The following is a 20,587-nucleotide window of genomic DNA, read 5'->3' on the forward strand; positions in this document are numbered from 1 at the left end:
CGCTTTCGCCGTCGGCGCAACCGCTAGCCGACGCCGTAACGCTCGATCTCGGGATACCGCTCGGCGAAGTCGATGAAGTTCGCGACGACCTCGTTGTTCTCCTTGCGCAGCGTGCGATTGAACAGCACGCCGGGGACGGGCAGCGGGTAGCGCAGTTCGACCCGGAGGTCGACCTCGGTGCCCTCGGGTCCCTCGGCCAGCTCGAACGAGCCGCCGCCCTTGGAGCCGCGGCTGCTGTCGACGACGTCCCAGGACACCCGGTTGTAGTCCCAGGAGTATTCGAGGACCTGCGAATCGGAGTCGCCCATGAAGTGGGCGGTGACGAACACCCGGCGCGGCCTGCCGTCGGGGCCGAGGGGGCCGATGCGGACGTCGCTGTAGGACGGTGACCATTCGGCTAGACGATCGACAGCGAGCAGGGCATCCATGACCTGATCGAGCGGGGCATCGACGGTGAAACGGATGTGGGTCTTCGAGCGCATGTCTATCTGTCCTCCGAACCCCCGCTGTCTTCGCGCCCGATTGTGCACAGTTGTACCAGTGATCGTCAACACGTCTATGGTCTGGACAAATGACCGGGTCAGGGGCGTATTGCCCGCTCGACGGCGGTTTCGATCAGTTCCATGCTCTGTTGCTCGGTGAAGATTCCGGGCAGTGTGAGGTGTTCGACGATGAGCCAATTCAGGGCCAGATACAGCAGGAGCACCGAGGCTTCGTCGCCCGGCTGGCCGGACGCCAGGTGGTTGCGGACATTGAAATCGAGGTCGGCCCTGACCCGCTCGGTGAGCACCTCGCGCAGCTCCGGGCGCCGGGTCGCCTCCAGCCGCAATTCGAGGAGCGCGAGGTAGGCGGTGCGGTGCGATTCGAGCCGGCCGACCACCTCCTTCATCAGCGCGGTGATGTTCTCGACCGTCTTGGGCCCCTCGCTGACCAGCGCCATCGTCTCCTCGGTCGGCTGGACCACCTCGTAGAAGCGGGTGCCTGCCTGGGTGAGCAGCTCGTCGCGGCTGGTGAAGTAGTTGGACGCGGTGCCGACGGGCACCCCGGCCTGCTTGTCCACCGCGCGGAAGGTGAGGCCGCGCGCGCCCTCGCCTGCCAGCACCTCGATCGCCGCGTCCAGCAGCGCCTGCCGTCGTTCGGGATTAGTTCGCACTTGACACCACTCCGTCTGTAGTACTACGTTCAAACCACTTCATTCAGAGTACAACAACTTAGGCGGTACCCATGCGAAAGCTTGTCTACTACATCGGTGTCTCGCTCGACGGCTACATCGCAGGTCCCGGCGGTGAGGTGGACTTCTATCCGACGCCGCAGAACTACATGGAATGGATGACGGCCGAGTTCCCCGATTCGATCCCGACCCATATCCGCCCGCACATCGGGATGGACCCCGAGCTGCCCGCCGCCAAGTGGGACACGGTGCTGATGGGTCGCGGCACCTACATCCTCCCGGGCGAGCACGTCGAGAGCCCGTTCTCGCACCTGAAGCAGTACGTCGTCTCGTCCTCGCTGGACCAGGCCGATCACCCCGGTGTCGAGATCTTCGCCGGCGATCCGGCCGAGCTGGTCCGCGAGCTCAAGCGAGGGGAGGGCGGCGACATCTGGCTGTGCGGCGGCGGGAACCTGGCCGGTCAGCTCATCGGCGAGATCGACGAGATGGTCGTCAAGAGCTACCCGGTCATCGCCGGCGACGGCGTACACGCGTTCACCGGCGTCTTCCAACCGACATCCTTCACGCCGGTGCAGCGCAAGGAATTCGACAACGGCACGCAGGTCACCTGGTTCGTCCGGGCCTGATTTCCGCGGTTATCCACAGGTGACGAGCCTGTGTCGTTTTCCACAGGCTGGGGAGGTAGCGGCAAATCCGGTGGACCTGGGCCGGTAGTCTAGGTCGCTGATACCAAGCCTGACTGTCGATCGTGAAGGACCTAGCCGTGGCTCTCGTTGTTCAGAAGTACGGAGGATCCTCGGTGGCCACCGCCGAGCGGATCCGGCGCGTCGCTGAACGGATCGTGGAGACCAAGAAGCAGGGCCACGACGTCGTCGTGGTCTGCTCGGCCATGGGCGACACGACCGACGAGCTGCTCGATCTCGCGGAGCAGGTGGCCCCCGCGCCGCCTGCTCGCGAGATGGACATGCTGCTCACCTCCGGCGAGCGCATCTCGAACGCGCTGGTGGCCATGGCGATTCATTCGCTCGGCGCCGAAGCACGCTCGTTCACCGGATCCCAAGCCGGCGTGATCACCACCGGCGCGCACGGCAACGCCAAGATCATCGACGTCACCCCGGGCCGCCTGCAGGAGGCGCTGGCCGAGGGACAGATCGTGCTGGTCGCCGGTTTCCAGGGCGTCAGCCAGGACAGCAAGGACGTCACCACGCTGGGCCGCGGTGGTTCCGACACCACCGCCGTCGCCCTGGCCGCGGCGCTGAAAGCCGATGTCTGCGAGATCTACACCGACGTGGACGGCATCTTCAGCGCCGACCCGCGCATCGTCGGCGACGCGCAGAAGCTCGACAAGATCTCCTACGAGGAGATGCTCGAGATGGCGGCCTGCGGCTCGAAGGTGCTCATGCTGCGCTGCGTGGAGTACGCGCGCCGCTACAACGTTCCCGTTCATGTCCGGTCGTCCTACACCGACAAGATCGGCACCACTGTTTTCGGATCGATGGAGGACATTCCCGTGGAGCAGGCAATCCTGACCGGCGTCGCGCACGACCGCAGCGAGGCCAAGGTGACCGTCGTCGCCCTGCCGGACGAGCCGGGCTACGCGGCCAAGGTGTTCCGCGCGGTCGCCGACGCCGAGATCAACATCGACATGGTGCTGCAGAACATCTCCAAGGTCGACACGGGCAAGACCGACATCACCTTCACCCTGCCCAAGACCGACGGCGCCCGCGCGGTCGAGATGCTCACCAAGCGGCAGGACGAGATCGGCTTCGCGCAGGTCCTCTACGACGACCACATCGGCAAGGTCTCGCTGGTCGGCGCGGGCATGAAGTCGCACCCGGGCGTCACCGCCACCTTCTGTGAGGCGCTGGCCAACGCGGGCGTCAACATCGATCTGATCTCCACCTCGGAGATCCGGATCTCGGTGCTCGTGCGCGACACCGAACTCGACGAGGCCGTGCAGGTCCTGCACAAGGCCTTCGATCTCGGCGGCGAAGAGGCCGCCGTCGTCCACGGCGGAACGGGGCGTTAAACCATGGGTGTACGGGTAGGCGTCGTCGGCGCGACCGGTCAGGTCGGTGCCGTCATGCGCAAGCTGCTGGAAGAGCGCAACTTCCCGGCCGACGAGGTGCGGTTCTTCGCGTCCGCGCGCTCGGCCGGCAAGACGCTGCCGTGGCGCGGCGGCGAGATCGTCGTCGAGGACACCGAGACCGCCGATCCGTCGGGTCTCGACATCGCGCTGTTCTCGGCCGGTGCCACCATGTCCCGCGTGCAGGCCCCGCGCTTCGCCGCGGCGGGTGTCACCGTGATCGACAACTCCTCGGCCTGGCGCAAGGATCCCGATGTGCCGCTGGTCGTCTCGGAGGTCAACCCCGAGGCCACGCGCAACCTGCCCAAGGGCATCATCGCGAACCCGAACTGCACCACCATGGCCGCGATGCCGGTGCTCAAGCCGCTGCACGACGTGGCGGGCCTGCAGCGCCTGATCGTCTCGAGCTACCAGGCCGTGTCCGGGAGCGGCCTGGCCGGTGTCGAGGAGCTCGCCACGCAGATCCGCGCGGTGGCCGACGATGCCGAGAAGCTGGTGCACGACGGCAGCGCCGTGGAGTTCCCCGCGCCGAACAAGTACGTCGCCCCGATCGCGTTCGACGTGATCCCGCTGGCAGGCGCGCTGGTCGACGACGGCTCCGGCGAGACCGACGAGGACCAGAAGCTGCGCAACGAGAGCCGCAAGATTCTCGGCCTGCCCGACCTGCTGGTCAGCGGCACCTGCGTGCGCGTGCCGGTCTTCACCGGTCACTCGCTGTCGATCAATGCCGAGTTCGCCGAACCGCTTTCGGTGCTGCGGGCGCAGGAACTGCTGGCCAAGGCGCCGGGCGTGCGCCTGGTCGACGTGCCGACCCCGCTGGCCGCCGCGGGCCAGGACGACTCGCTGGTCGGCCGCCTCCGCCAGGATCCGGGCGTCCCGAACGGCCGCGGCCTCGCGCTGTTCATCTCCGGCGACAACCTGCGCAAGGGCGCCGCGCTCAACACCATTCAGATCGCGGAAGTCCTGCTGAACAACCGCTGAGCAACGCCGTCGAACGGGCCTGCCCACCGATTCCGGTGGGCAGGCCCGTTCTCGTGCTCAGGACTCGGTCCGGCGCAGTCCGTCCAGGATGACCGCGAAGGTCAGCTGCCGCTGCCGCTCGTCGGCTTCGCGGGTGGCGCCGAATCCGGCCTTCAGGATGAGCATCAGGTCGTCGACATCGATATCGGACCTGATCGCGCCGTGCCGCTGCGCGCGCCGCAGCAGTGTGCCGATGGCGCCGGGCAGGTCGGCCGACGCGCCGAGCGTGGCCAGCCGGTCCGAGCCGACAGCGTCGGCGAGACCGCGTTTGACGCCGTTCTCCCGGCCGAGGAATGCCAGGAATTCGAAGAACGCCGCCCCGGCATCGTCGGCCTCGGACAGCTCCCGCGCATAGGCCGCGGCGCGTTCGACCCGGTCGATGATCGCGGCCGTGAACAGCGCTTCCTTGGTCGGGAAGTGCCGGTACACGGTGCCGGCGCCGACGCCTGCGCGTCGCGCGATCTCGTCGATCGGCACCGAAAGTCCTTCGGCGGCAAAGGCTTCCTGTGCCGCGGTGAGGACCAGCGCGCGATTGCGGCGCGCGTCGGCGCGCAGCGGGCGTGGTTCGTCGGGCACGGTGGCGATTCTAGCGAGGACCGTTGACAACCGGGGCGTTGGTTCCGGATGATAAGCGGGTCCATCGTTCCGGTTATGAAGGATGTTCCGATGACCGAAAGCCCGGTCCAGCTCGTCGAGCGGTTGATGGCCGTTCTCCCCGCCCGCGACGCGACGGCCTTCACCGCCGAATTCGCCGACGACGCCGTCTTCGAGATGCCGTTCGCGCCGCCCGGCGTCCCCGGCCGCATCGTCGGCCGCACGGCGATCCGCGATGCCCTCCAGCAGGGCTGGGCGGCCACCTCGGCGGTCCAGGTGCACGCCGTCCATCCGCAGATCTACGCCACCGACGACCCCGAGGTCGTGGTGGTGGAGACCGAGGTGGAGGTGACCCGTCCCGGTGCGGAACGTGTCCGGGTCCGCTCCGCGATCAACGTGATCCGGGTGCGCGCGGGCGAGGTGGTGCTGTACCGCGACTACCTGGACTCGTCCCGTTTCCGGCATCCCGGCAACGACGATGGGGACTCACGATCCTGACCGGTGCGACCTAGCGCCGGATCCCGGGGGTGCGTGGATCGTCGCCGAGGCAGACCAGCACCGCGCACCCCGGCGGAATGCTCGCGAACGGCGCGGCCAGCGGCTGGTTCAGGCACTCGAAGACGGTGCAGCCCGGATAGGCGCCGGGACCGATGCCGAAGACCGCGAGCAGGATGTTGGCGTCGATCAGCCGCGCCGGATCGAACTCCACCGGCGGCTCGACATACGGTTCGGCGACCGGCGTCGGCGCATCGGTGAACGCCGCGAACAGCCGGCGGAAGAACTCGTGCGGCAGTTCCTCGGGATGCGCGATCACCCCGCTCGCGCCGTAGGCGGTCTCGTTGCCGAACGCGCCGGTCCACATGACCATCAGGTCGAGACCGGGCAGGAAGAAGACGTTCTGCAAGGCGAGCCCCGACATGAAGAAGCCGTCGGCGGGCAGGAAATCGGGGGACTCCGCGCAGTCGGCGCCCACCCAGAACAGGTAGCCGTAGCAGTGATTCTGCGGTGACGGGGTGCGGGCCGCACGCAGGTAGTCGGCCGAGATCACCCGGTGCGCGCCCCAGCGGCCGTCGTTGGCGACGAGCAGGCCGATCTTGGCGAGATCGTTGGGCGGCAGCAGCAGGTGGGCGTAGCCGTAGGTGTGCCCGGACCGGTCCCGCGCCCAGTAGTAGTCCGAGCGGGGGATGCCGAGCGGGTCGAACAGCACGCGCTGCGCGAACTGCTGCAGCGGTTCGCCGACGGCCAGTTCGATCACCCACGACAGCAGGTCGACATTGCGCTGGCTGTAGCTGAACGTGGTGCCCGGCGGGTTGGTCAGCTCCACCGCCAGGGCCTGGATCGCGCTGTTCGGGTCGACCGGGATCACCGCGGTGATGCCTTCGGTGAGCACGCCGACCTTCATCCCCGAGGTCTCGGTGAGCAGGTTCTCCACCGTGATCGACCGGTGCAGCGCGTCGCCGAGGCCGGTCGGCAGATAGCGGTCGATCGGGGCGCCGATCTCGAGTTTGCCCTGATCGGAAGCGATTCCGGCGAGCAGCGACACCACCGACTTGGTGACGCTCCAGATGTTCCACGCCACGTCGCCGGTCTCGTCGTTGCGCGGGCCCTCCCCGACGAGGCAATTGTGCCGGAACACCTGGACATTGAGCCGGTTGCGGGTGTCGGCGAACCGCAGGGCCTCGTCGAGCTTGGCCGGGTCGAGTCCGACCTGTTCCGGACGGGCGCGTTCGAGGTCGCGTTCGGAGGTCACCGCGCACGTCTTCGGGGTGGTGGGGGCGGCCACCGCGGGTGGGGCGACCAGAGTCGCCGAAGCCAGTGCAGCCACGATCGTTCCCGCGAAAAATCCCCTGATCAGCCCCATATGGCCGAGACTAGCCCGCGCCGCCGTCCGTAACCTGTATAGCGGGGCCGCCCGATCCCCTAATCACGGGCATGTTCATCTACCCGTAAAACCCCGAACCAGATAGATCGTCGCGCCGACGGCCAGCACCCCGAGGCCGGCGAGCACCGATCCGATCGGCAGCGCGAACCCGACGACGACGCAGCCCAGCGCCCCGAGCACCGGCACCCAGCGCGGCGGCCTGCCCTCGGCCGTTGTCAGCGTGGCCGCCGACAGATTGGCGATCAGGTAGTAGGTGAGCACCGCGAACGAGGAGAACCCGATCGCCGCCCGCAGGTCCACCGTCGCCGCCAGCACCGCGACGACGGCGCCCACCGCCAGCTCGGCCCGATGCGGCACCGCGTAGCGCGGATGCACCGCGGCGAGCGGACGCGGCAGATGCCCGTCGCGCGCCATCGCCAGCGTGGTCCGCGAGACACCGAGGATCAGCGCCATCAGCGACCCCGCCGCCGCGAGCACCGCCCCGGCCCGCACCACCGGCACCAGCCAACCCGCCCCGGCCGCCTCGACGACCCGCGCCAGCGGATCACCCGCCGCCGCGAGCCCACCGGACCCGAGGGTCAGCAGCGCGGCCACCGCGACCAGCGCGTACACCACCAGCGCCCCCGCCAGCGCGAGCATGATCGCCCGCGGAATCGTGCGCGCCGGGTCGCGCACCTCCTCGCCGAGCGTGGCGATCCGCGCGTAGCCGGCGAACGCGAAGAACAGCAGACCCGCCGCCTGCAACACGCCGTACGGCCCGATCTCCGCGTCGAGAACCGTTGCCGCCGAATGATCCCCACCGATCCCCACCACGACCACCGCCGCCAGCACCGCCAGCACCAGCCCCACGATCACCCGCGTCGCCAGCGCCGACTTCTGCACGCCCACGTAGTTGATCGCGGTCACCACGATCACCACCCCCACCGCCACCCCGTGCGCCTGCGCGGGCCACGCGTAACTCCCCACGGTCAACGCCATCGCCGCGCACGACGCCGTCTTCCCGACCACGAACCCCCACCCCGCCAGATATCCCCAGAACTCCCCGAGCCGCTCCCGCCCGTACACATACGTCCCACCCGACACCGGATACACCGCCGCCAGCCGCGCCGACGACATCGCATTGCAATACGCCACCACCGCCGCCACCCCCAACGCCACCGGCAACCACGACCCGGCCACCCCCGCCGCGGGCCCCAACGCCGCGAACACCCCGGCCCCCACCATCGCCCCCAGCCCGATCACCACCGAGTCCCGCACACCCAGCTCACGTCGCAACGGCAGATCGGAAGTCATGCGCTCATCGTCGAACATCCCCCGGCATCCCGCGACCGGACGCGGCCGCGGGCACCGAGCGGGCTTTCCCGATCTGAACATCGGCGGCGTCGACTGTGCTGGGATGGGATACTCGCAGAGGGCATTTCGCGTCGACCATCTGGTCAGGGGGATCTGTATATGCCACCGTCGAATCTCGACAATGCGTTTCAGAGCAATGCGGCTGACTTCCAGGCCCATGAGGTGTTCTCCGACCGCGACGGTGAATGGGCCGCGGTGGTGGACAGCGTCCGCAATGTCTGGGAAGCCGTGTCGGGACCGGCGTTCGACATCCAGGATCTAGAGGGCCCGCGCCGCAACGTCTTGGTGTTCTACGGTGTCGGCGGGATCGGAAAGACCACGCTCGCCCAGCAGATCGCACGCAGGCTGGGTGGCGACGACGTAGCGATGACGCACTGGGCCGTGCCGGAACCCGCGTTGCCGCAGACCGTGCCGGTCTACCTCGACCTGGCCAAGAGCACGACCTTCGAACTGGAATCGGTCGTGCTCGCCATCCGTGCCGCGATTTCGTCGCGCGGTCACCGTGCGCCCGCGTTCGATCTCGCCCTCAGCCGGTACTGGGAGGCGAACCATCCCGGAGAGTCGCTCGAGGACTATCTGCGGGCGCGGACTGGATTGAACCGCATCTCGTCACGGCTGCCCGAGCAGGTGGACGAGATCCTCGGCGAGGTCGCCGACAATTTCGAGTTGCCAGGAATGGTCGGCGGCCTGGTCGGGCAGAGCCTGATCGCACTGGTCAAGGCGCTGCGGGATCGTAACGACCACGCGCGTGCGCTGCGCTGTCGTCGGCTGCCGACCCTGCTCGAGGCCGAGCCGGACCTGGACGCGCTGAGCTACTACCCGCACCTGCTCGCCTGGGATATCGCGCAGTTGCCACCGAAGCAGGCCCTGCTGCCGGTGGTTCTGCTGGATACCTTCGAAGACATCGCCGAGCGCGGGAACCGGAAGAACGAGCGGCTGATCAATCGGCTGGTCTGGCTCATGCCGAATGTGTTGTTCGTCGTGACCGGCCGCAATCGACTGCAATGGGACGACGCCCGGCTGCGGGAGAAGCTGTGGCGGACCGGCGCTGTGCGCTGGCCGCTGCTGCGCTCCGATGTCGGCGAGCCGCGCCAGCACCTCGTCGGCTACCTGTCGCCGCACGATCGCGAGGCGTTTCTGGCGCAGCGACTGACCAGCGACGGGCGCCCGATGATTCCCCGGGAACATCGCCGGCTGATCGCGGCACGTTCAGAAGGGTTGCCCCTCTACCTCGACATGGCCGCCTCGCTGTTCATGGAATTGCACCAGAGCGAGGGCGCGATCCCGCCGGTCCATGCCTTCGACCGCGACTTCGCCGCGCTGGTGACGGCGACCTTCCGGGATCTGACCCCCGACGAGCAGTCGGTGGTCAGGGCGGTCAGCCTGCTCGACTCCTTCTCGATCGAGTTGGCCACGGCGGTGGCGGGGTTGCCACGGGACGGCGCCGCGGTCTGTCTGGTCGAGCGACCGTTCGTCGAATTCGACGAATCAGCGCTGTGGCCGTACCGGCTGCACAAGCTGGTGCGCTCGGCGATCCGCAACGCTGATTTCGATGCCGACTCCCGTGATCCGTGGAGCGCGGCGGACTGGCGTCGGGCAGCCCGCCGCGCGTTCGACGCGTTCGGTGCGCAGTGGGGTCAGGCCGAGGGCGACCGCCGCGTTCTCGTTGCTTGCCTGCGCGCGGGACTTCGACTCGCCCGCGATTTCTCGTTGCCGCTGGGCTGGCTGGAGGACGCCGCCGTGGATTTCGCGCGGGACTCGGTGGTCGAATCGATCGATCTCGACGAGCCCGAAGGAGCGATGTCGACCGATGCCGCCGCAGCCCATGCGCTCGCCGTGACACTCTCGGTGATCGCGCGCCGCAACAGCGACCATCGACAACGGATCGTCCAGGAATTGCGCGCGGTCCTGGCGGTGGGCGATCTACCAGCGCGAATGCGTGAGATTCCCGAGTACTACATCGCCATGTGCGACCGTGACCTCGGGAATTTCGATGCCTCCATGGAAGGCATGCGGTCGGTCGCGGATCGAGGTGGCCGCTTGGCGCCCGATGCCAGACGTGGTCTGCATCATCTGCTGCGCAGGCTGGGCAGATTCAGGAACGCGCTCGAACTCGCCGAGCAGCTCGGTGCCTCCGGCAGGCAACAGCGAACGCTGGGGGAGCTCTGGTGGTCCCAGGGCAATATCGCGTTGGCCTGTACCTCGCTGGCCGTGGCAAGGGATCAGGCATCGGCGGCGGGGCTGTCCGGCGAGGCGGCGCTGTGCCAGTCGTACCTCGCGTTCGCTGCCGCCTTCCAGGACCGGGCCCGCGCGACGGTTCAGGTAGCGCAGGCGCACGCGCTGATCGAAGGTGCCCGGGTCGGCTGGGCCGAGATGCTGCTGCAGGTCGCCGGACTGGTGGTCGATGCAGGCCACGACGCGGACCTGCCGCGGCGCGCGGACGACGTCGCGGCCTCCGCCACGGCCATCGGCCTGACCTCGCTCGCCGGATACGCTCGACTCGCGGCGTGTTTCCATGCGGCTGTCCTGGATTCGCCGCAACTGAACGACCGCATGCGGATGCGGCTTCGAGACTGTGTCCGGGGTGCGGAGTTCGCCTATCTCATCGAGATCGCCTATATGTTCACCGGTCAGGACTCGCCGTCGCGCTTGCGTGCTGATTGGATCGAGGGAGCGGACACGGCGAGACAGCGGTGGAGCGGATTGGTCGCGGATCGGCGAGCTGAGCTCGCCGCTACTGGGAGGAACTGACGAATCGGGCATGGCTGACTACACGACGGCGGATGACCTCGACCTGGTGACGATCTCCGCGGCTTACGGTGTCGAGGACCCGGCTCCGCTGGAGCCGGTACCCGGCGGTGCCGCGAATTCGAGTTTCCGGCTCAGGGGCACCCGCGACGGAGCCGAGGTCGATTACGCGCTCACCGTCCTGGACAACAATCCAGGCAGCGCGGACCGCCTGACCTTGCTGCTGGAAGGCTTGGCAGGCCCCGTAGGCCAGCCGGAGCTGTTCGATACGACGCGGTTGGTTCGTGCCCGCGGCGGCGAACGTGTCGTCACTATCGCGGGTCGGGTCATGATCGTGAAGCAGTGGGTTCGCGGGCGGGTGCACGGAGTGCTGCCGGCGGAGTATCTCGGTCGAGCCGGTGTCGCCCTCGCCCGTCTGCACAGCTTGTCGGTGCCTGCCGTGGTGGGTGATCACCGGCTGCCCTCGGATGGGCGCCGCCTGACGGCCGAGCAACGCTCTCACACCACGGAATTCGGCGATCGGTCCTTCGCCGAATGGTTGGATATCCGGCTGGCCACCCTGGACGGCGTCGGTAGCGGTCGGCCCGATGTCGTCATCCACGGCGATTTGTACTCGGACAACATTATCGTCAGCGACCAGGACGACCTCGTCGTCATCGATTGGGAGACAGCGTGTCTGGAGGACCCGCTGCTCGACCTCGGCATGGCTGTGCTCGGGCTCGGAGTCGTCGATGGCTGTCTGGTCCCGAGCCGGATGGACGCGATCGTCGAGGGCTATTCGTCCGTCCTGCCGCTGACGGTGGCAGAGCGAACGGGCGTGCTGCTCGACATGGTCGAGTTGTCCGCCTTGATCATTGCGTTCCATCGCTACTACCGGCACAACGTCCGGTTCCCCGGTTCGCCGGCCGCGGACCGCTACCGGGAGATGGTCGGTGTCGTCGAGAGTTTGCCCGGACGTGCGGGTGGTCGCACTCCGGCACCGGATCACGCGTTGCACCCATGACAAACGCCGCCAGGTCGATGAGGGAGACCTGGCGGCGTTCGAGTCGAAGGGCCGCCGCGTGGACGGCCCGTCAGGGTGTCGACGCCCCACAAGCGCCTCTCGGCGGGTGGTCGCTCGTAGCGACAAAGGGGTGAGGCCCGGGGCTGTTCGGGCGCCGACAGTGGTGTTCAACCAAGGCTCCCTTCGAGCTATTCCGCGCCTCGGATGTGATCCGCGCAACGGCTGCTTGATTGACTAGTTTTCTTGACTTATTCCAGAAAACCGGCAGAGTGGATGCTGTGCACACCGAGGAGATGGACGCTTGCCGACTGTTGCGCGAGGCCGGGTTGCGGGTGACCGCGCCCCGGATCGCGGTGCTGGACGCTGTTGCCGCGCTCCCGCATTCGGACGCGGAGACGATCGCGACGGCCGCCAGGGCGCGGCTGGGCGCGGTGTCTACGCAGGCCGTGTACGACGTGCTCAGCGCCTGCGTGCGAGTGGGAATCCTGCGGCGGATCGAGCCCGCGGGTTCGCCTGCCCGGTTCGAGACCAGGACCGGGGATAATCATCATCACCTGGTGTGCCGAAGTTGTGGGCTGGTCGTCGACACCGATTGTGTGACCGGCGCCCCGCCCTGTCTGCAGCCCGCGGACGATCACGGTTTCGCGATCGATGAGGCCGAGGTCGTCTTCTGGGGGTTGTGCCCCGACTGTCGAAACCAGGAGGCCGCGAAATGACCAAGCCGACCACGACGAACACCGGCAGTGCCGTCGAGAGCGACGACGAATCGCTGACCGCCGGAACCCAGGGACCGGTGCTGCTGCACGACCACTACCTGATCGAGAAGCTGGCCCAGTTCAACCGCGAGCGGGTGCCGGAGCGCATCGTGCACGCGAAGGGGTCCGGTGCCTACGGTGAGCTGGTGGTGACCGGCGATGTCAGCCGCTACACCAAGGCCAAGCTGTTCCAGCCGGGCGCGCGCACCGAATCGCTGGTGCGGTTCTCGACCGTGGCCGGTGAGCAGGGCAGCCCGGACACCTGGCGCGACCCGCGCGGGTTCGCGGTGAAGTTCTACACCGAGGACGGCAACTACGACCTCGTCGGCAACAACACCCCGATCTTCTTCATCAAGGACGCGATGAAGTTTCCCGACTTCATCCGCTCGCAGAAGCGCCTGCCGGGCAGCGGCCTGCGCGACCACAACATGCAGTGGGACTTCTGGACGCTGCGCCCGGAGTCGGCGCACCAGGTGACCTGGCTGATGGGTGACCGCGGCCTGCCCAAGACCTATCGCCACATGGACGGCTTCGGCTCGCACACCTACCAGTGGATCAACGCCGAGGGTGAGCGGTTCTGGGTGAAGTACCACTTCAAGACCGACCAGGGCATCGAGTTCCTCACCCAGGCCGAGGCCGACACCCTCGCCGGTTCCGATCCCGACTACCACCGCCAGGACCTCTGGGAGGCGATCGAGCGCGGCGAGTTCCCGAGCTGGACGCTGAAGGTGCAGATCATGCCGGTCGCCGAGGCCGAGGGCTACCGGTTCAACCCGTTCGACCTGACCAAGGTGTGGTCGCAGCGGGACTACCCGCTGATCGAGGTCGGCACCTGGACGCTGAACCGCAATCCGGGCAACTTCTTCGTCGACATCGAGCAGGCCGCGTTCGAGCCGTCCAACATCGTCCCCGGCATCGGTTTCTCGCCGGACAAGATGCTGCTCGGCCGGGTCTTCGCCTACGCCGACGCGCACCGCTACCGCATCGGCACCAACTACGCGCAGCTGCCGCCGAACCAGGCCAAGGCCGCCGAGGTGAACTCCTACTCGAAGGAGGGCGCCATGCGATACCAGTACAACCCGGCCGACGTGCCGGTCTACGCGCCGAACTCGTTCGGCGGGCCGCACGCCGACCCGGCCGCGGCGGGCGACGGCGGGCTGTGGGAATTCGATCCGTCGATGGTGCGGGCAGGCTATGTCGAGCACGGCGAGGACGGCGACTTCACCCAGGCGGGCACGCTGGTGCGCGAGGTCCTCGACGAGGCGGCGCGTGAGCGTTTGGCCGACAATATCGTCGGGCACGTGCTGGCCGGCGTCAGCGAACCGGTACTGAGTCGAGTATTCGAGTACTGGCGCAATGTCGACGCCGATCTGGGCAAGCGCGTCGAGGAAGGGGTGCGGGCAGGCCGGGAGGGCTGATCCACCACATCGAAGCTGAAGCGGGGCAGGTACGCCGAAAGGCTGCCTGCCTCGCGTCGTGTCCGCAGGAAATGGGTTGGCGCGGAGCGGATTTCGTTCCGCGCCGTCGATGTTTCTTCGGTCAGAAGTTGCTGAACCAGTACAGCAGGCTCGCCAGCAACCAGACGATCACGGTCTCCATCGTCGCTCTCCATCTTGTCGGTACTTCCATCATCGCCGAAGAATCGGCCGATGCTGACAAGTTGTTCTTAAGAACCTCTCGAGACGGGCATCGCATCCTTTCTCCAGACACCGGAACAACCGGGTCCGACCGGTCTCGAGGGGTGATCAGTCGGACCCGGCGGTGCAGACCAGAAGGTGGCTCTTCCAGACGCTGAAGACGCACTGCCGACGGTAACCACACCGAAGGACTGGGCCGGAGCTGTTCCGCGGGTGTCGCGGGGTACGCCGACCGGGCCGGTCTGTTCGCGGGGTGACCGGCCCGGTCGTTTGCGTTCGACGGCATTCGCCGTCAGGGTTGAGGGGTGGTCGAAATCGCCGAGCACCGAGAAGCGCTGGATCGTGCCGAGGTACGGCTGCGCGAAGAGTTCGCGACGATGTTCGAGCCGGCGACGATCCATCGTTTCCTGCACACCTCCTACGACGACTTCGCCGCCAGGGCGACGGTGACTTTGTATCTCCCGTTGCTGGCGGAACGTTTCGGCAGGCAGCGGCTCCAGGCGCTGGCCAAGGTCGAAGGCAAGGTCGCGACGCCCCGCCCGACGGTGCTGTTCCTGTGTACGCACAACGCGGGCCGGTCGCAGATGGCGCTCGGCTTCTTCGAGGAGCTGGCGCTGGGCCGCGCGGTCGCCTGGTCGGGCGGGTCGGTGCCGGGCGAGCAGCTCAATCCGGCCGCGGTGGCGGCGATGGCGGAGGTGGACGTCGACATCTCGCGCGAGTATCCGAAGCCGTGGACCGACGAGATCATCCGGGCCGCCGACGTGATCGTCACGATGGGCTGTGGCGACACCTGTCCGCTGGTGCCCGGCGTGCGCTACGAGGAATGGATCATCGAGGACCCGGCCGGTCTGGAACTGGAGCTGGTGCGGCCCATCCGCGACGACATCGGCCGCCGCGTGACGGGCCTGCTCACCGAGCTGGGGATCGACGTCAGCGAGCCCGCAGGTACGCCACCCAGCCCCCGTAGCCGGTGATGTCGGTGGCGGCGACGGCGGCGTCGTAGCTGCACGCGAATCCGATCACCGAGCGGCCGTCGGACAGCTCGATGCTGGTCAGCGCCATCGGTGCGGGCAGTTCGGCCAGGAAACGGCCGAGACCGCCGGGGGAGACCAGGAACAGCTCGCCCAGGATCGGCGCGCCGCGACCGTCGCCGTGGCGGACCAGGCCGGGCTTGGGTGGGGTGGTGTCGAGCGCGGTGAGCCGGTAGGCGTCGCTGGTGGTGATCTCGCCCGCGAATCGGGCGCCGAGCTGTTCGAGCTGCCAGTGCAGCGGCTGGCCGCGCAGGTGCGCGCCGAACACCGCCAGCGGCACACCGGTTTCCACCAGCAGCGGTGGTGGGGTGCCGGTCAGGCGGGCGGCCAGGTCGACGGCGAGCTGGTCGGCGAAGGCGGGGACGACCACCATCACGCCGAACGGCAATCCGGCGGCGGTGGGCGCGCCGGGCACCGCGACGGCGGCGAGATCGAGCAGGTTGCAGAAGTTGGTGTACGTGCCGAGCCTGCGGTTGATCGCCACCGGGTCGGCGGCCACCTCGGCGAGCGACGGATGCTCGGTGGTGGTCGGCAGCAGCAGGCCGTCGTAGCCGGTCAGCAGCGCGGTGGCCGCCGCCCTGGCGCGGGCGAGGGTGTCGAGATCGGTGGCGAAGGCGTGCGCGTCCAGTTCCTGTGCCGCGCCGATGATTCCGGCGACGGTGGGGTCGAGCCCGGCCGCGCCCTTGTCGACGAACGCGCCGACGGCCGCGTACCGCTCGGCGACGATCGCGCCGTCGTAGAGCAGGCGGGCCGCGTCCAGCAGCGGGGAGATGTCGATCTCGTGCACCGCGACGCCCTGATCACGCAGGGTGGCGACGGTGTCGGTGAAAGCCTGCCGATAGGCGGGGCTCAGGGGCGTGAGGTCCTCGGGGCGGGGGATCGCCACCTTCGGCCGGGGTGCGGCGGCCAGGCGCGCGTCGGCGGGCCAGGCGCGGCTGCGCGGATCGCGGGCGTCGGGGCCCGCCATGGTCCTTGCCGCGGTGACGGCCAGGTCGAGGTCGGCGGCGAAGACGGTGACCGCGTCGTAGTCGGCGCAGGCCGGGACGACGCCGTGCGCGGGGATCACCCCGAGGCTGGCCTTGATGCCGACGATGCCGTGCAGCGCGGCGGGCACGCGGCCCGATCCGGCGGTGTCGGTGCCGATCGCCAGGTCGGCGATGCCGAGGGCGACCGCCGCCGCCGAGCCGGAACTCGAACCGCCGGAGATCAATTCGGGATACAGGGCATTGCGGACCGCGCCGTACGGGCTCCGGGTGCCGACCAGGCCGGTGGCGAACTGGTCCAGATTGGTCTTGCCGAGCACCAGCGCGCCCGCCGCGACCAACCGCGCGACGGCCGCGGCGGTTTCGGTTGCCGGATAGGCGAATTCGGGGCAGGCGGCGGTGGTCGGCAGGCCCGCGACATCGACATTGTCCTTCACGGCGACGAGCAGTCCGGCCAGCGGCAGTTCCTCGCCCGCGGCGATCCGGCGCTCCAGTTCCGCTGCCTCGGCGGCCAGTTCGGATTCCGAGCGCAGCGTGATCCAGACCTCGGGCCGGTCCACTTCGGCGATCCGGGCGTAGGCCGCGGCGACCCTCGCGGTCGCGGTGTCGAGTAGTCCTGCTGACATGGGGGGGTCTCCTTAATCGCTCATGGACATGGCGGCGACGGCGCGCGAGATGCGGTCGAGCACGACATCGAGCGAGTCGCCGATGTGGGTGTGCAGGAGTCGCTGCGCCAGCTCGAGCTCGCCGGCGAGCACGGCGTCGAGAATGCCGAGGTGCTCGCTGATCGTGGTCTCGATGCGGTTGTTGATCATGAAGTCGTACATGCGCACGTGCCGGATGCGGGAGTTCACCGCGATCAGCGCGCGCACCATCTCGGCATTGCCCGCCGCGGTCAGCAGGGCGACGTGGAATTCCTCGTCGACCACGACGAACCCCGGCTCCTGGGCGGGCGGGTCGGCCTGCAGGGCCAGCCAGCGCTGCTGTTCGGCGCGCAGCAGGCGTTCGTCGTGGGTGAGGGTGGGGTCGGTGCGCACCCTGGTCATCCCGCCCAGTTCGAGTGTCAGCCGGAGTTCGTACAGGTCGCGGATGCGGGCCACGCTCGGCCGGACCGGGCTGAACCCGAATTCCTCGCGTTCCAGCAGGCCGTCCGAGCAGAGCATGGTCAGCGCCTCGCGCACCGGCGTGCGGGAGATGCCGAATCTGGTCGACAGCTTCGGCTCGGTCAGGCGCTCGCCGAAGCGGATGTCGCCGTTCATCAGCTCCGCGCGCAACGTCGAGTACACGACGTCTCGCAGCGGTCTGCCCGCGCCGTCATCCGGTGCATCCACCCTTGTCGACATGGGTGTATACGCTATCGACCGGGAATTTCTATCAAGTGACAGAAAGTAAGCGTCAGGTTATCGGGTCCTCACACCGCCGCATCTCACCAAGGCCGCGTTCGCGTGGAGAGCACTTCTCAACCACCTTCGAACACGCAGGGAACCTCGGGTGACACAGTCCGCGCGCAGTCTTTCACCGAGCCCACCGCCGCGCTCCCACTCCGCTCACCCGGAAGGGCGACCCATGAACGCATCCGCCGCAATCGTGGCCCTCATCCTCGGCCTGTTCTCGGTCATCGCCATCACCGTCTGGTGGCCCAACCCCCTCGACCGCGAAACGCCCCCTCCCTACGAAGAACCCCTGCTCCGCGGCGCGTCCGTCCCTCGCCCGACCCGTCGCGATCACCACTGATCCGGCCGGTGCGCCGGATAGCCGGGTGCGAGTGCCGCGGCGGCTGTAGCATCGCTCGGTTGCGACCACAACGGCATATGAGGGAACGTGAGAACCGACGCGAGACGGGCCACTCCGGCAGACAGCGATCTTGACCCCGGATTTTTCGACGCCGACGCCCAGCATTCCGTGGCCTGGCTCGCGTGGAGCGACCCGGCCGCGATCGACGCCCGCATCGAGCGGTTGTTCACCGAGACGCTGCCCGGGCTGGAAGCGGTACGGGGTACCGAGGGCCGCCCCTCGCTCGATGACCGATTCAGCGTCGCCGCGTTCGACTGGATCACTGCCCAGATCGAATTCGCCGTCCGTGGCGAGGGCGGACAGTACGCGCCCGAAAACGATCATCTCGCGGACCAATTCGTCACCTATATCGGCGAGTGGCTGGTGCGACGCGTCGAGGGCGTCTGGTTCAACTCTCCCGGGAACGGTGCGCCGATCTTCGACCAGTACGGTCCAGCGGTCGGCTACCGATGGTCGCCGGAGTCGACGAACGACCTGGTGGCGTTGCTGTTCATGATGGCCGTGAACAGCGACGACAGTCCGTACGCGTACTTCGTCGACCTGCTGTGCGAGCGCGGACTGGTGTTCGCGGAGGAGCGGGACCGGCCGGATCTGAAGGCGGAGATCTTGGCCTGACCCCGGATAAACGAGGAGCCCCTGACCAGTGAACTGATCAGGGGCTCTTCTGTGTCTCAACCAACACGTCGGGGTGACAGGATTTGAACCTGCGACCTCTTCGTCCCGAACGAAGCGCGCTACCAAGCTGCGCCACACCCCGTGAGGCGAACCTGAAGTAGCTTACAACGAGGTGGTCGGGATTGTTAAACCGGCTGGTCAGGGGGCTAGTTGAGGGCTCGGACCGAGCTGAAGATGCGCTTGGCGGTGGCGGCGTCGATGGCGTCGGGGACGCCGGTGTCGGCGATCATGACCATCACGAAGCTGCCGTCCTTCGCGCCCTTGAACGCGTAGGTGTAGATGGAGAAGGTCGACGCGCAGCCGGGCTTGGGGTTGGGGACGGTGCCGGTGGTCTCGGTGAACATGCCGTCGGTCTTGCCGTCGATCGACTTCAGCGGCTGGGCCGGGCCGGGGGTGCCGGTGGCACCCGTGTAGGCCAGGGGCGCGGCCTTGGTGCCGAGCTCGGCGCCCGCCGCCGCGTGGTCGGCCTGCTTGGAGCCGGTGAGCAGCGACATGGTGCGGGTGGAGCCGGGGCAGTAGTCGCGGCCGTCGGAGGCGTAGCCCTTGCCGATGACGGTGTCGCCCGGCGGTTCGCCGACGCCGCCGATGGTGGTCTCGGTGGCGACCTTCCAGCTCGGCGGCACGTCGTAGGCGGCGCCGCGATCAGGCGAGGCGACCACCTGATAGCCCGAGATGAGCGGCGTGCGGTTGCCCGCGGCGCCGGACGGCGACGGCGCGGTGGAGCTGGGCTGCGGCTTGCTGCTCGACGGCGGCGGCGCGCCGGTGGTGGTGAGGGCGCTGACCATCGACGGGGTGGTGCTCCCGCTCGCGGTGGTGGCCGGGTCGTCGTCACCCCGGGTCAGCGCGAACGCCGTGATGGCGCCACCGGCCAGCAGCAGGGCGGCGACACCGGCCGCCACCCAGACCACGGCCTTGCTCCCGGATTTCCGCCCGGGCGGGCCGTACGGCGGCTGTCCGTAGGGCTGGTTGCCGTACTGCTCCAGCGGCGGCACCTCGCCGTACTGCGGCTGTCCCCACTGCTGCGCGGGATTCGGCTGTCCCGCAGGCGGTTGCGCGCCCCACTGCGGCTGACCTGCGGGCGCGCCCCAGGGCTGGCCCGGCTGCCCAGCGGGCGGAATCGTACCCGGCCACCCCGCGTTGGGGGTGCGCAACTGGGTCGCGTCGGCCTGACCGAGCTGCGGCGACCCTGGCGGTCCGGCTGGGGGGTTCGCGCCGGGCCATGGGGTGGGGCCAGCGGGGCCGCGCAGCTGTGTGGCGTCGGCCTGGCCGGGCTGCCATGGTTGCGGCGAACCTGGTTGTGCCGCAGCGGGATTTGCGCTCGGCCAGGGTGTCGCAGGATTGCCCAGTTGGGTCGGGTCGGCCTGCCCAACGGGCGGAATCCCGCCGGGACGAGGCGCTGGCTCGGCCGGATTACGCAGTTGGGTGGCGTCGGCCTGACCCGGCGGGGGAGCGCCGAGCAGTCCGGCTGGGGGGTTCGCGCCGGGCCATGGGGTGGGGTCAGCGGGGCCGCGCAGCTGTGTGGCGTCGGCCTGCCCGGGCTGCCATGGTTGCGGCGAACCAGGCTGTGCTGCTGGGGGATTCACGCCCGGCCACGGTGCCGCGGGATTCCCCAGCTGGGTCGGGTCGGTCTGCCCTGGCGGCGCGGCAGGCGGATTCGCGCCGGGCCACGGGCCGGGTTCGGTGGGGGTGCGCAGCTGGGTGGCGTCAGCATGGCCTGGCTGCCACGGCTGCGGTGAACCCGGCTGTCCGGCAGAGGGATTCGTGCCAGGCCATGGGGCAGGGGCCGAGGGGCCGCGCAGTTGGGTGGCGTCGGTCTGGCCTGGCTGCGGGTGTCCGGGAGGCGGGTTGTCCCACT

18 protein-coding genes and 1 tRNA gene are annotated in these 20,587 nt (G+C 68.7%); 10 read left to right on the plus strand and 9 right to left on the minus strand.

Features of this window, described 5'->3' with window-relative positions; all coding sequences use genetic code 11:
* Positions 1-23: 23 nt before the first annotated feature.
* Together AB0H54_RS15200 and AB0H54_RS15205 are read right to left on the minus strand one after the other, a co-directional pair.
* A complete protein-coding gene (locus AB0H54_RS15200; RefSeq protein ID WP_355280952.1) occupies positions 24-482 on the minus strand; it encodes an SRPBCC family protein in 459 nt (152 codons plus the stop codon).
* 98 nt (positions 483-580) lie between these two features.
* Positions 581-1,153, minus strand: a complete 573-nt coding sequence (locus AB0H54_RS15205; protein WP_355280951.1) for a TetR family transcriptional regulator — start codon at positions 1,151-1,153, stop codon at positions 581-583.
* A 71-nt stretch (positions 1,154-1,224) separates the two neighbouring features.
* On the opposite strand from AB0H54_RS15205, the gene AB0H54_RS15210 reads away from it, so the two are divergent.
* From AB0H54_RS15210 to AB0H54_RS15220, 3 genes are all read left to right on the plus strand, one after another.
* Positions 1,225-1,797: a dihydrofolate reductase family protein gene (locus AB0H54_RS15210; protein WP_357345974.1), complete on the plus strand. Its 573-nt coding sequence runs from the start codon at positions 1,225-1,227 to the stop codon at positions 1,795-1,797.
* 137 nt (positions 1,798-1,934) lie between these two features.
* Positions 1,935-3,200 (plus strand): aspartate kinase, encoded by a 1,266-nt coding sequence (locus AB0H54_RS15215; RefSeq protein WP_218716967.1) that lies wholly within the window; start codon positions 1,935-1,937, stop codon positions 3,198-3,200.
* Between the two features lie 3 nt (positions 3,201-3,203).
* On the plus strand, positions 3,204-4,238 hold the full coding sequence (locus tag AB0H54_RS15220; RefSeq protein WP_357345976.1) for an aspartate-semialdehyde dehydrogenase: 1,035 nt from the start codon (positions 3,204-3,206) through the stop codon (positions 4,236-4,238).
* Positions 4,239-4,295: 57 nt separating this feature from the next.
* On the opposite strand, the gene AB0H54_RS15225 is transcribed toward AB0H54_RS15220, so the two are convergent.
* Positions 4,296-4,853: a helix-turn-helix domain-containing protein gene (locus AB0H54_RS15225; RefSeq protein WP_357345978.1), complete on the minus strand. Its 558-nt coding sequence runs from the start codon at positions 4,851-4,853 to the stop codon at positions 4,296-4,298.
* Positions 4,854-4,943: 90 nt separating this feature from the next.
* On the opposite strand from AB0H54_RS15225, the gene AB0H54_RS15230 reads away from it, so the two are divergent.
* Positions 4,944-5,369, plus strand: coding sequence for a nuclear transport factor 2 family protein (locus AB0H54_RS15230; protein ID WP_357345980.1), 426 nt, complete (start codon positions 4,944-4,946; stop codon positions 5,367-5,369).
* Positions 5,370-5,379: 10 nt separating this feature from the next.
* On the opposite strand, the gene AB0H54_RS15235 is transcribed toward AB0H54_RS15230, so the two are convergent.
* Complete coding sequence (locus tag AB0H54_RS15235) at positions 5,380-6,696, minus strand: serine hydrolase (RefSeq protein WP_357345982.1); 1,317 nt, start codon at positions 6,694-6,696, stop codon at positions 5,380-5,382.
* A gap of 111 nt (positions 6,697-6,807) precedes the next feature.
* Positions 6,808-8,046: an amino acid permease gene (locus AB0H54_RS15240; protein WP_357345984.1), complete on the minus strand. Its 1,239-nt coding sequence runs from the start codon at positions 8,044-8,046 to the stop codon at positions 6,808-6,810.
* A gap of 159 nt (positions 8,047-8,205) precedes the next feature.
* Between AB0H54_RS15240 and AB0H54_RS15245 the strand changes: the two genes are divergently transcribed.
* From AB0H54_RS15245 to AB0H54_RS15265, 5 genes are all read left to right on the plus strand, one after another.
* Positions 8,206-10,857, plus strand: a complete 2,652-nt coding sequence (locus AB0H54_RS15245; protein WP_357345986.1) for a hypothetical protein — start codon at positions 8,206-8,208, stop codon at positions 10,855-10,857.
* Between the two features lie 10 nt (positions 10,858-10,867).
* Positions 10,868-11,857 (plus strand): phosphotransferase, encoded by a 990-nt coding sequence (locus tag AB0H54_RS15250; RefSeq protein WP_357345988.1) that lies wholly within the window; start codon positions 10,868-10,870, stop codon positions 11,855-11,857.
* A gap of 293 nt (positions 11,858-12,150) precedes the next feature.
* Entirely contained in the window at positions 12,151-12,573 is a 423-nt protein-coding gene (locus tag AB0H54_RS15255; protein WP_357346603.1) for a Fur family transcriptional regulator, read from the plus strand.
* Positions 12,570-14,030, plus strand: coding sequence for a catalase (locus tag AB0H54_RS15260; protein WP_357345990.1), 1,461 nt, complete (start codon positions 12,570-12,572; stop codon positions 14,028-14,030). Before AB0H54_RS15255 ends, AB0H54_RS15260 begins: the two co-directional genes overlap by 4 nt.
* Before the next feature lie 554 nt (positions 14,031-14,584).
* Complete coding sequence (locus AB0H54_RS15265) at positions 14,585-15,223, plus strand: arsenate reductase ArsC (protein WP_357346604.1); 639 nt, start codon at positions 14,585-14,587, stop codon at positions 15,221-15,223.
* Here AB0H54_RS15265 and atzF read toward each other — a convergent pair.
* Positions 15,180-16,889 (minus strand): allophanate hydrolase, encoded by a 1,710-nt coding sequence (gene atzF / locus AB0H54_RS15270; RefSeq protein ID WP_357345991.1) that lies wholly within the window; start codon positions 16,887-16,889, stop codon positions 15,180-15,182. The genes AB0H54_RS15265 and atzF overlap by 44 nt on opposite strands.
* A gap of 12 nt (positions 16,890-16,901) precedes the next feature.
* Positions 16,902-17,606 (minus strand): GntR family transcriptional regulator, encoded by a 705-nt coding sequence (locus AB0H54_RS15275; RefSeq protein WP_357345993.1) that lies wholly within the window; start codon positions 17,604-17,606, stop codon positions 16,902-16,904.
* Positions 17,607-18,084: 478 nt separating this feature from the next.
* Between AB0H54_RS15275 and AB0H54_RS15280 the strand changes: the two genes are divergently transcribed.
* Positions 18,085-18,672 (plus strand): hypothetical protein, encoded by a 588-nt coding sequence (locus tag AB0H54_RS15280; protein ID WP_357345995.1) that lies wholly within the window; start codon positions 18,085-18,087, stop codon positions 18,670-18,672.
* Between the two features lie 68 nt (positions 18,673-18,740).
* Here the strand turns inward: AB0H54_RS15280 and AB0H54_RS15285 are convergent.
* Both AB0H54_RS15285 and AB0H54_RS15290 read right to left on the minus strand, forming a co-directional pair.
* Positions 18,741-18,814, minus strand: a tRNA-Pro gene (locus tag AB0H54_RS15285).
* A 64-nt stretch (positions 18,815-18,878) separates the two neighbouring features.
* Positions 18,879-19,883: a hypothetical protein gene (locus tag AB0H54_RS15290; RefSeq protein ID WP_357345997.1), complete on the minus strand. Its 1,005-nt coding sequence runs from the start codon at positions 19,881-19,883 to the stop codon at positions 18,879-18,881.
* Positions 19,884-20,587: the final 704 nt, after the last annotated feature.

This window comes from Nocardia sp. NPDC050718, from assembly GCF_040654235.1.
Taxonomy (GTDB): Bacteria; Actinomycetota; Actinomycetes; order Mycobacteriales; family Mycobacteriaceae; genus Nocardia.

What these genes read in the sequence shown, in the direction of transcription:
- AB0H54_RS15200 (WP_355280952.1), bottom strand. Translation starts at nt 482, where the DNA reads ATGCGCTCGAAGACCCACATCCGTTTCACCGTCGATGCCCCGCTCGAT.
- AB0H54_RS15210 (WP_357345974.1), top strand. Translation starts at nt 1,225, where the DNA reads ATGCGAAAGCTTGTCTACTACATCGGTGTCTCGCTCGACGGCTACATC.
- AB0H54_RS15220 (WP_357345976.1), top strand. Translation starts at nt 3,204, where the DNA reads ATGGGTGTACGGGTAGGCGTCGTCGGCGCGACCGGTCAGGTCGGTGCC.
- AB0H54_RS15230 (WP_357345980.1), top strand. Translation starts at nt 4,944, where the DNA reads ATGACCGAAAGCCCGGTCCAGCTCGTCGAGCGGTTGATGGCCGTTCTC.
- AB0H54_RS15240 (WP_357345984.1), bottom strand. Translation starts at nt 8,046, where the DNA reads ATGACTTCCGATCTGCCGTTGCGACGTGAGCTGGGTGTGCGGGACTCG.
- AB0H54_RS15245 (WP_357345986.1), top strand. Translation starts at nt 8,206, where the DNA reads ATGCCACCGTCGAATCTCGACAATGCGTTTCAGAGCAATGCGGCTGAC.
- AB0H54_RS15250 (WP_357345988.1), top strand. Translation starts at nt 10,868, where the DNA reads ATGGCTGACTACACGACGGCGGATGACCTCGACCTGGTGACGATCTCC.
- AB0H54_RS15255 (WP_357346603.1), top strand. Translation starts at nt 12,151, where the DNA reads ATGGACGCTTGCCGACTGTTGCGCGAGGCCGGGTTGCGGGTGACCGCG.
- AB0H54_RS15260 (WP_357345990.1), top strand. Translation starts at nt 12,570, where the DNA reads ATGACCAAGCCGACCACGACGAACACCGGCAGTGCCGTCGAGAGCGAC.
- atzF (WP_357345991.1), bottom strand. Translation starts at nt 16,889, where the DNA reads ATGTCAGCAGGACTACTCGACACCGCGACCGCGAGGGTCGCCGCGGCC.
- AB0H54_RS15275 (WP_357345993.1), bottom strand. Translation starts at nt 17,606, where the DNA reads ATGTCGACAAGGGTGGATGCACCGGATGACGGCGCGGGCAGACCGCTG.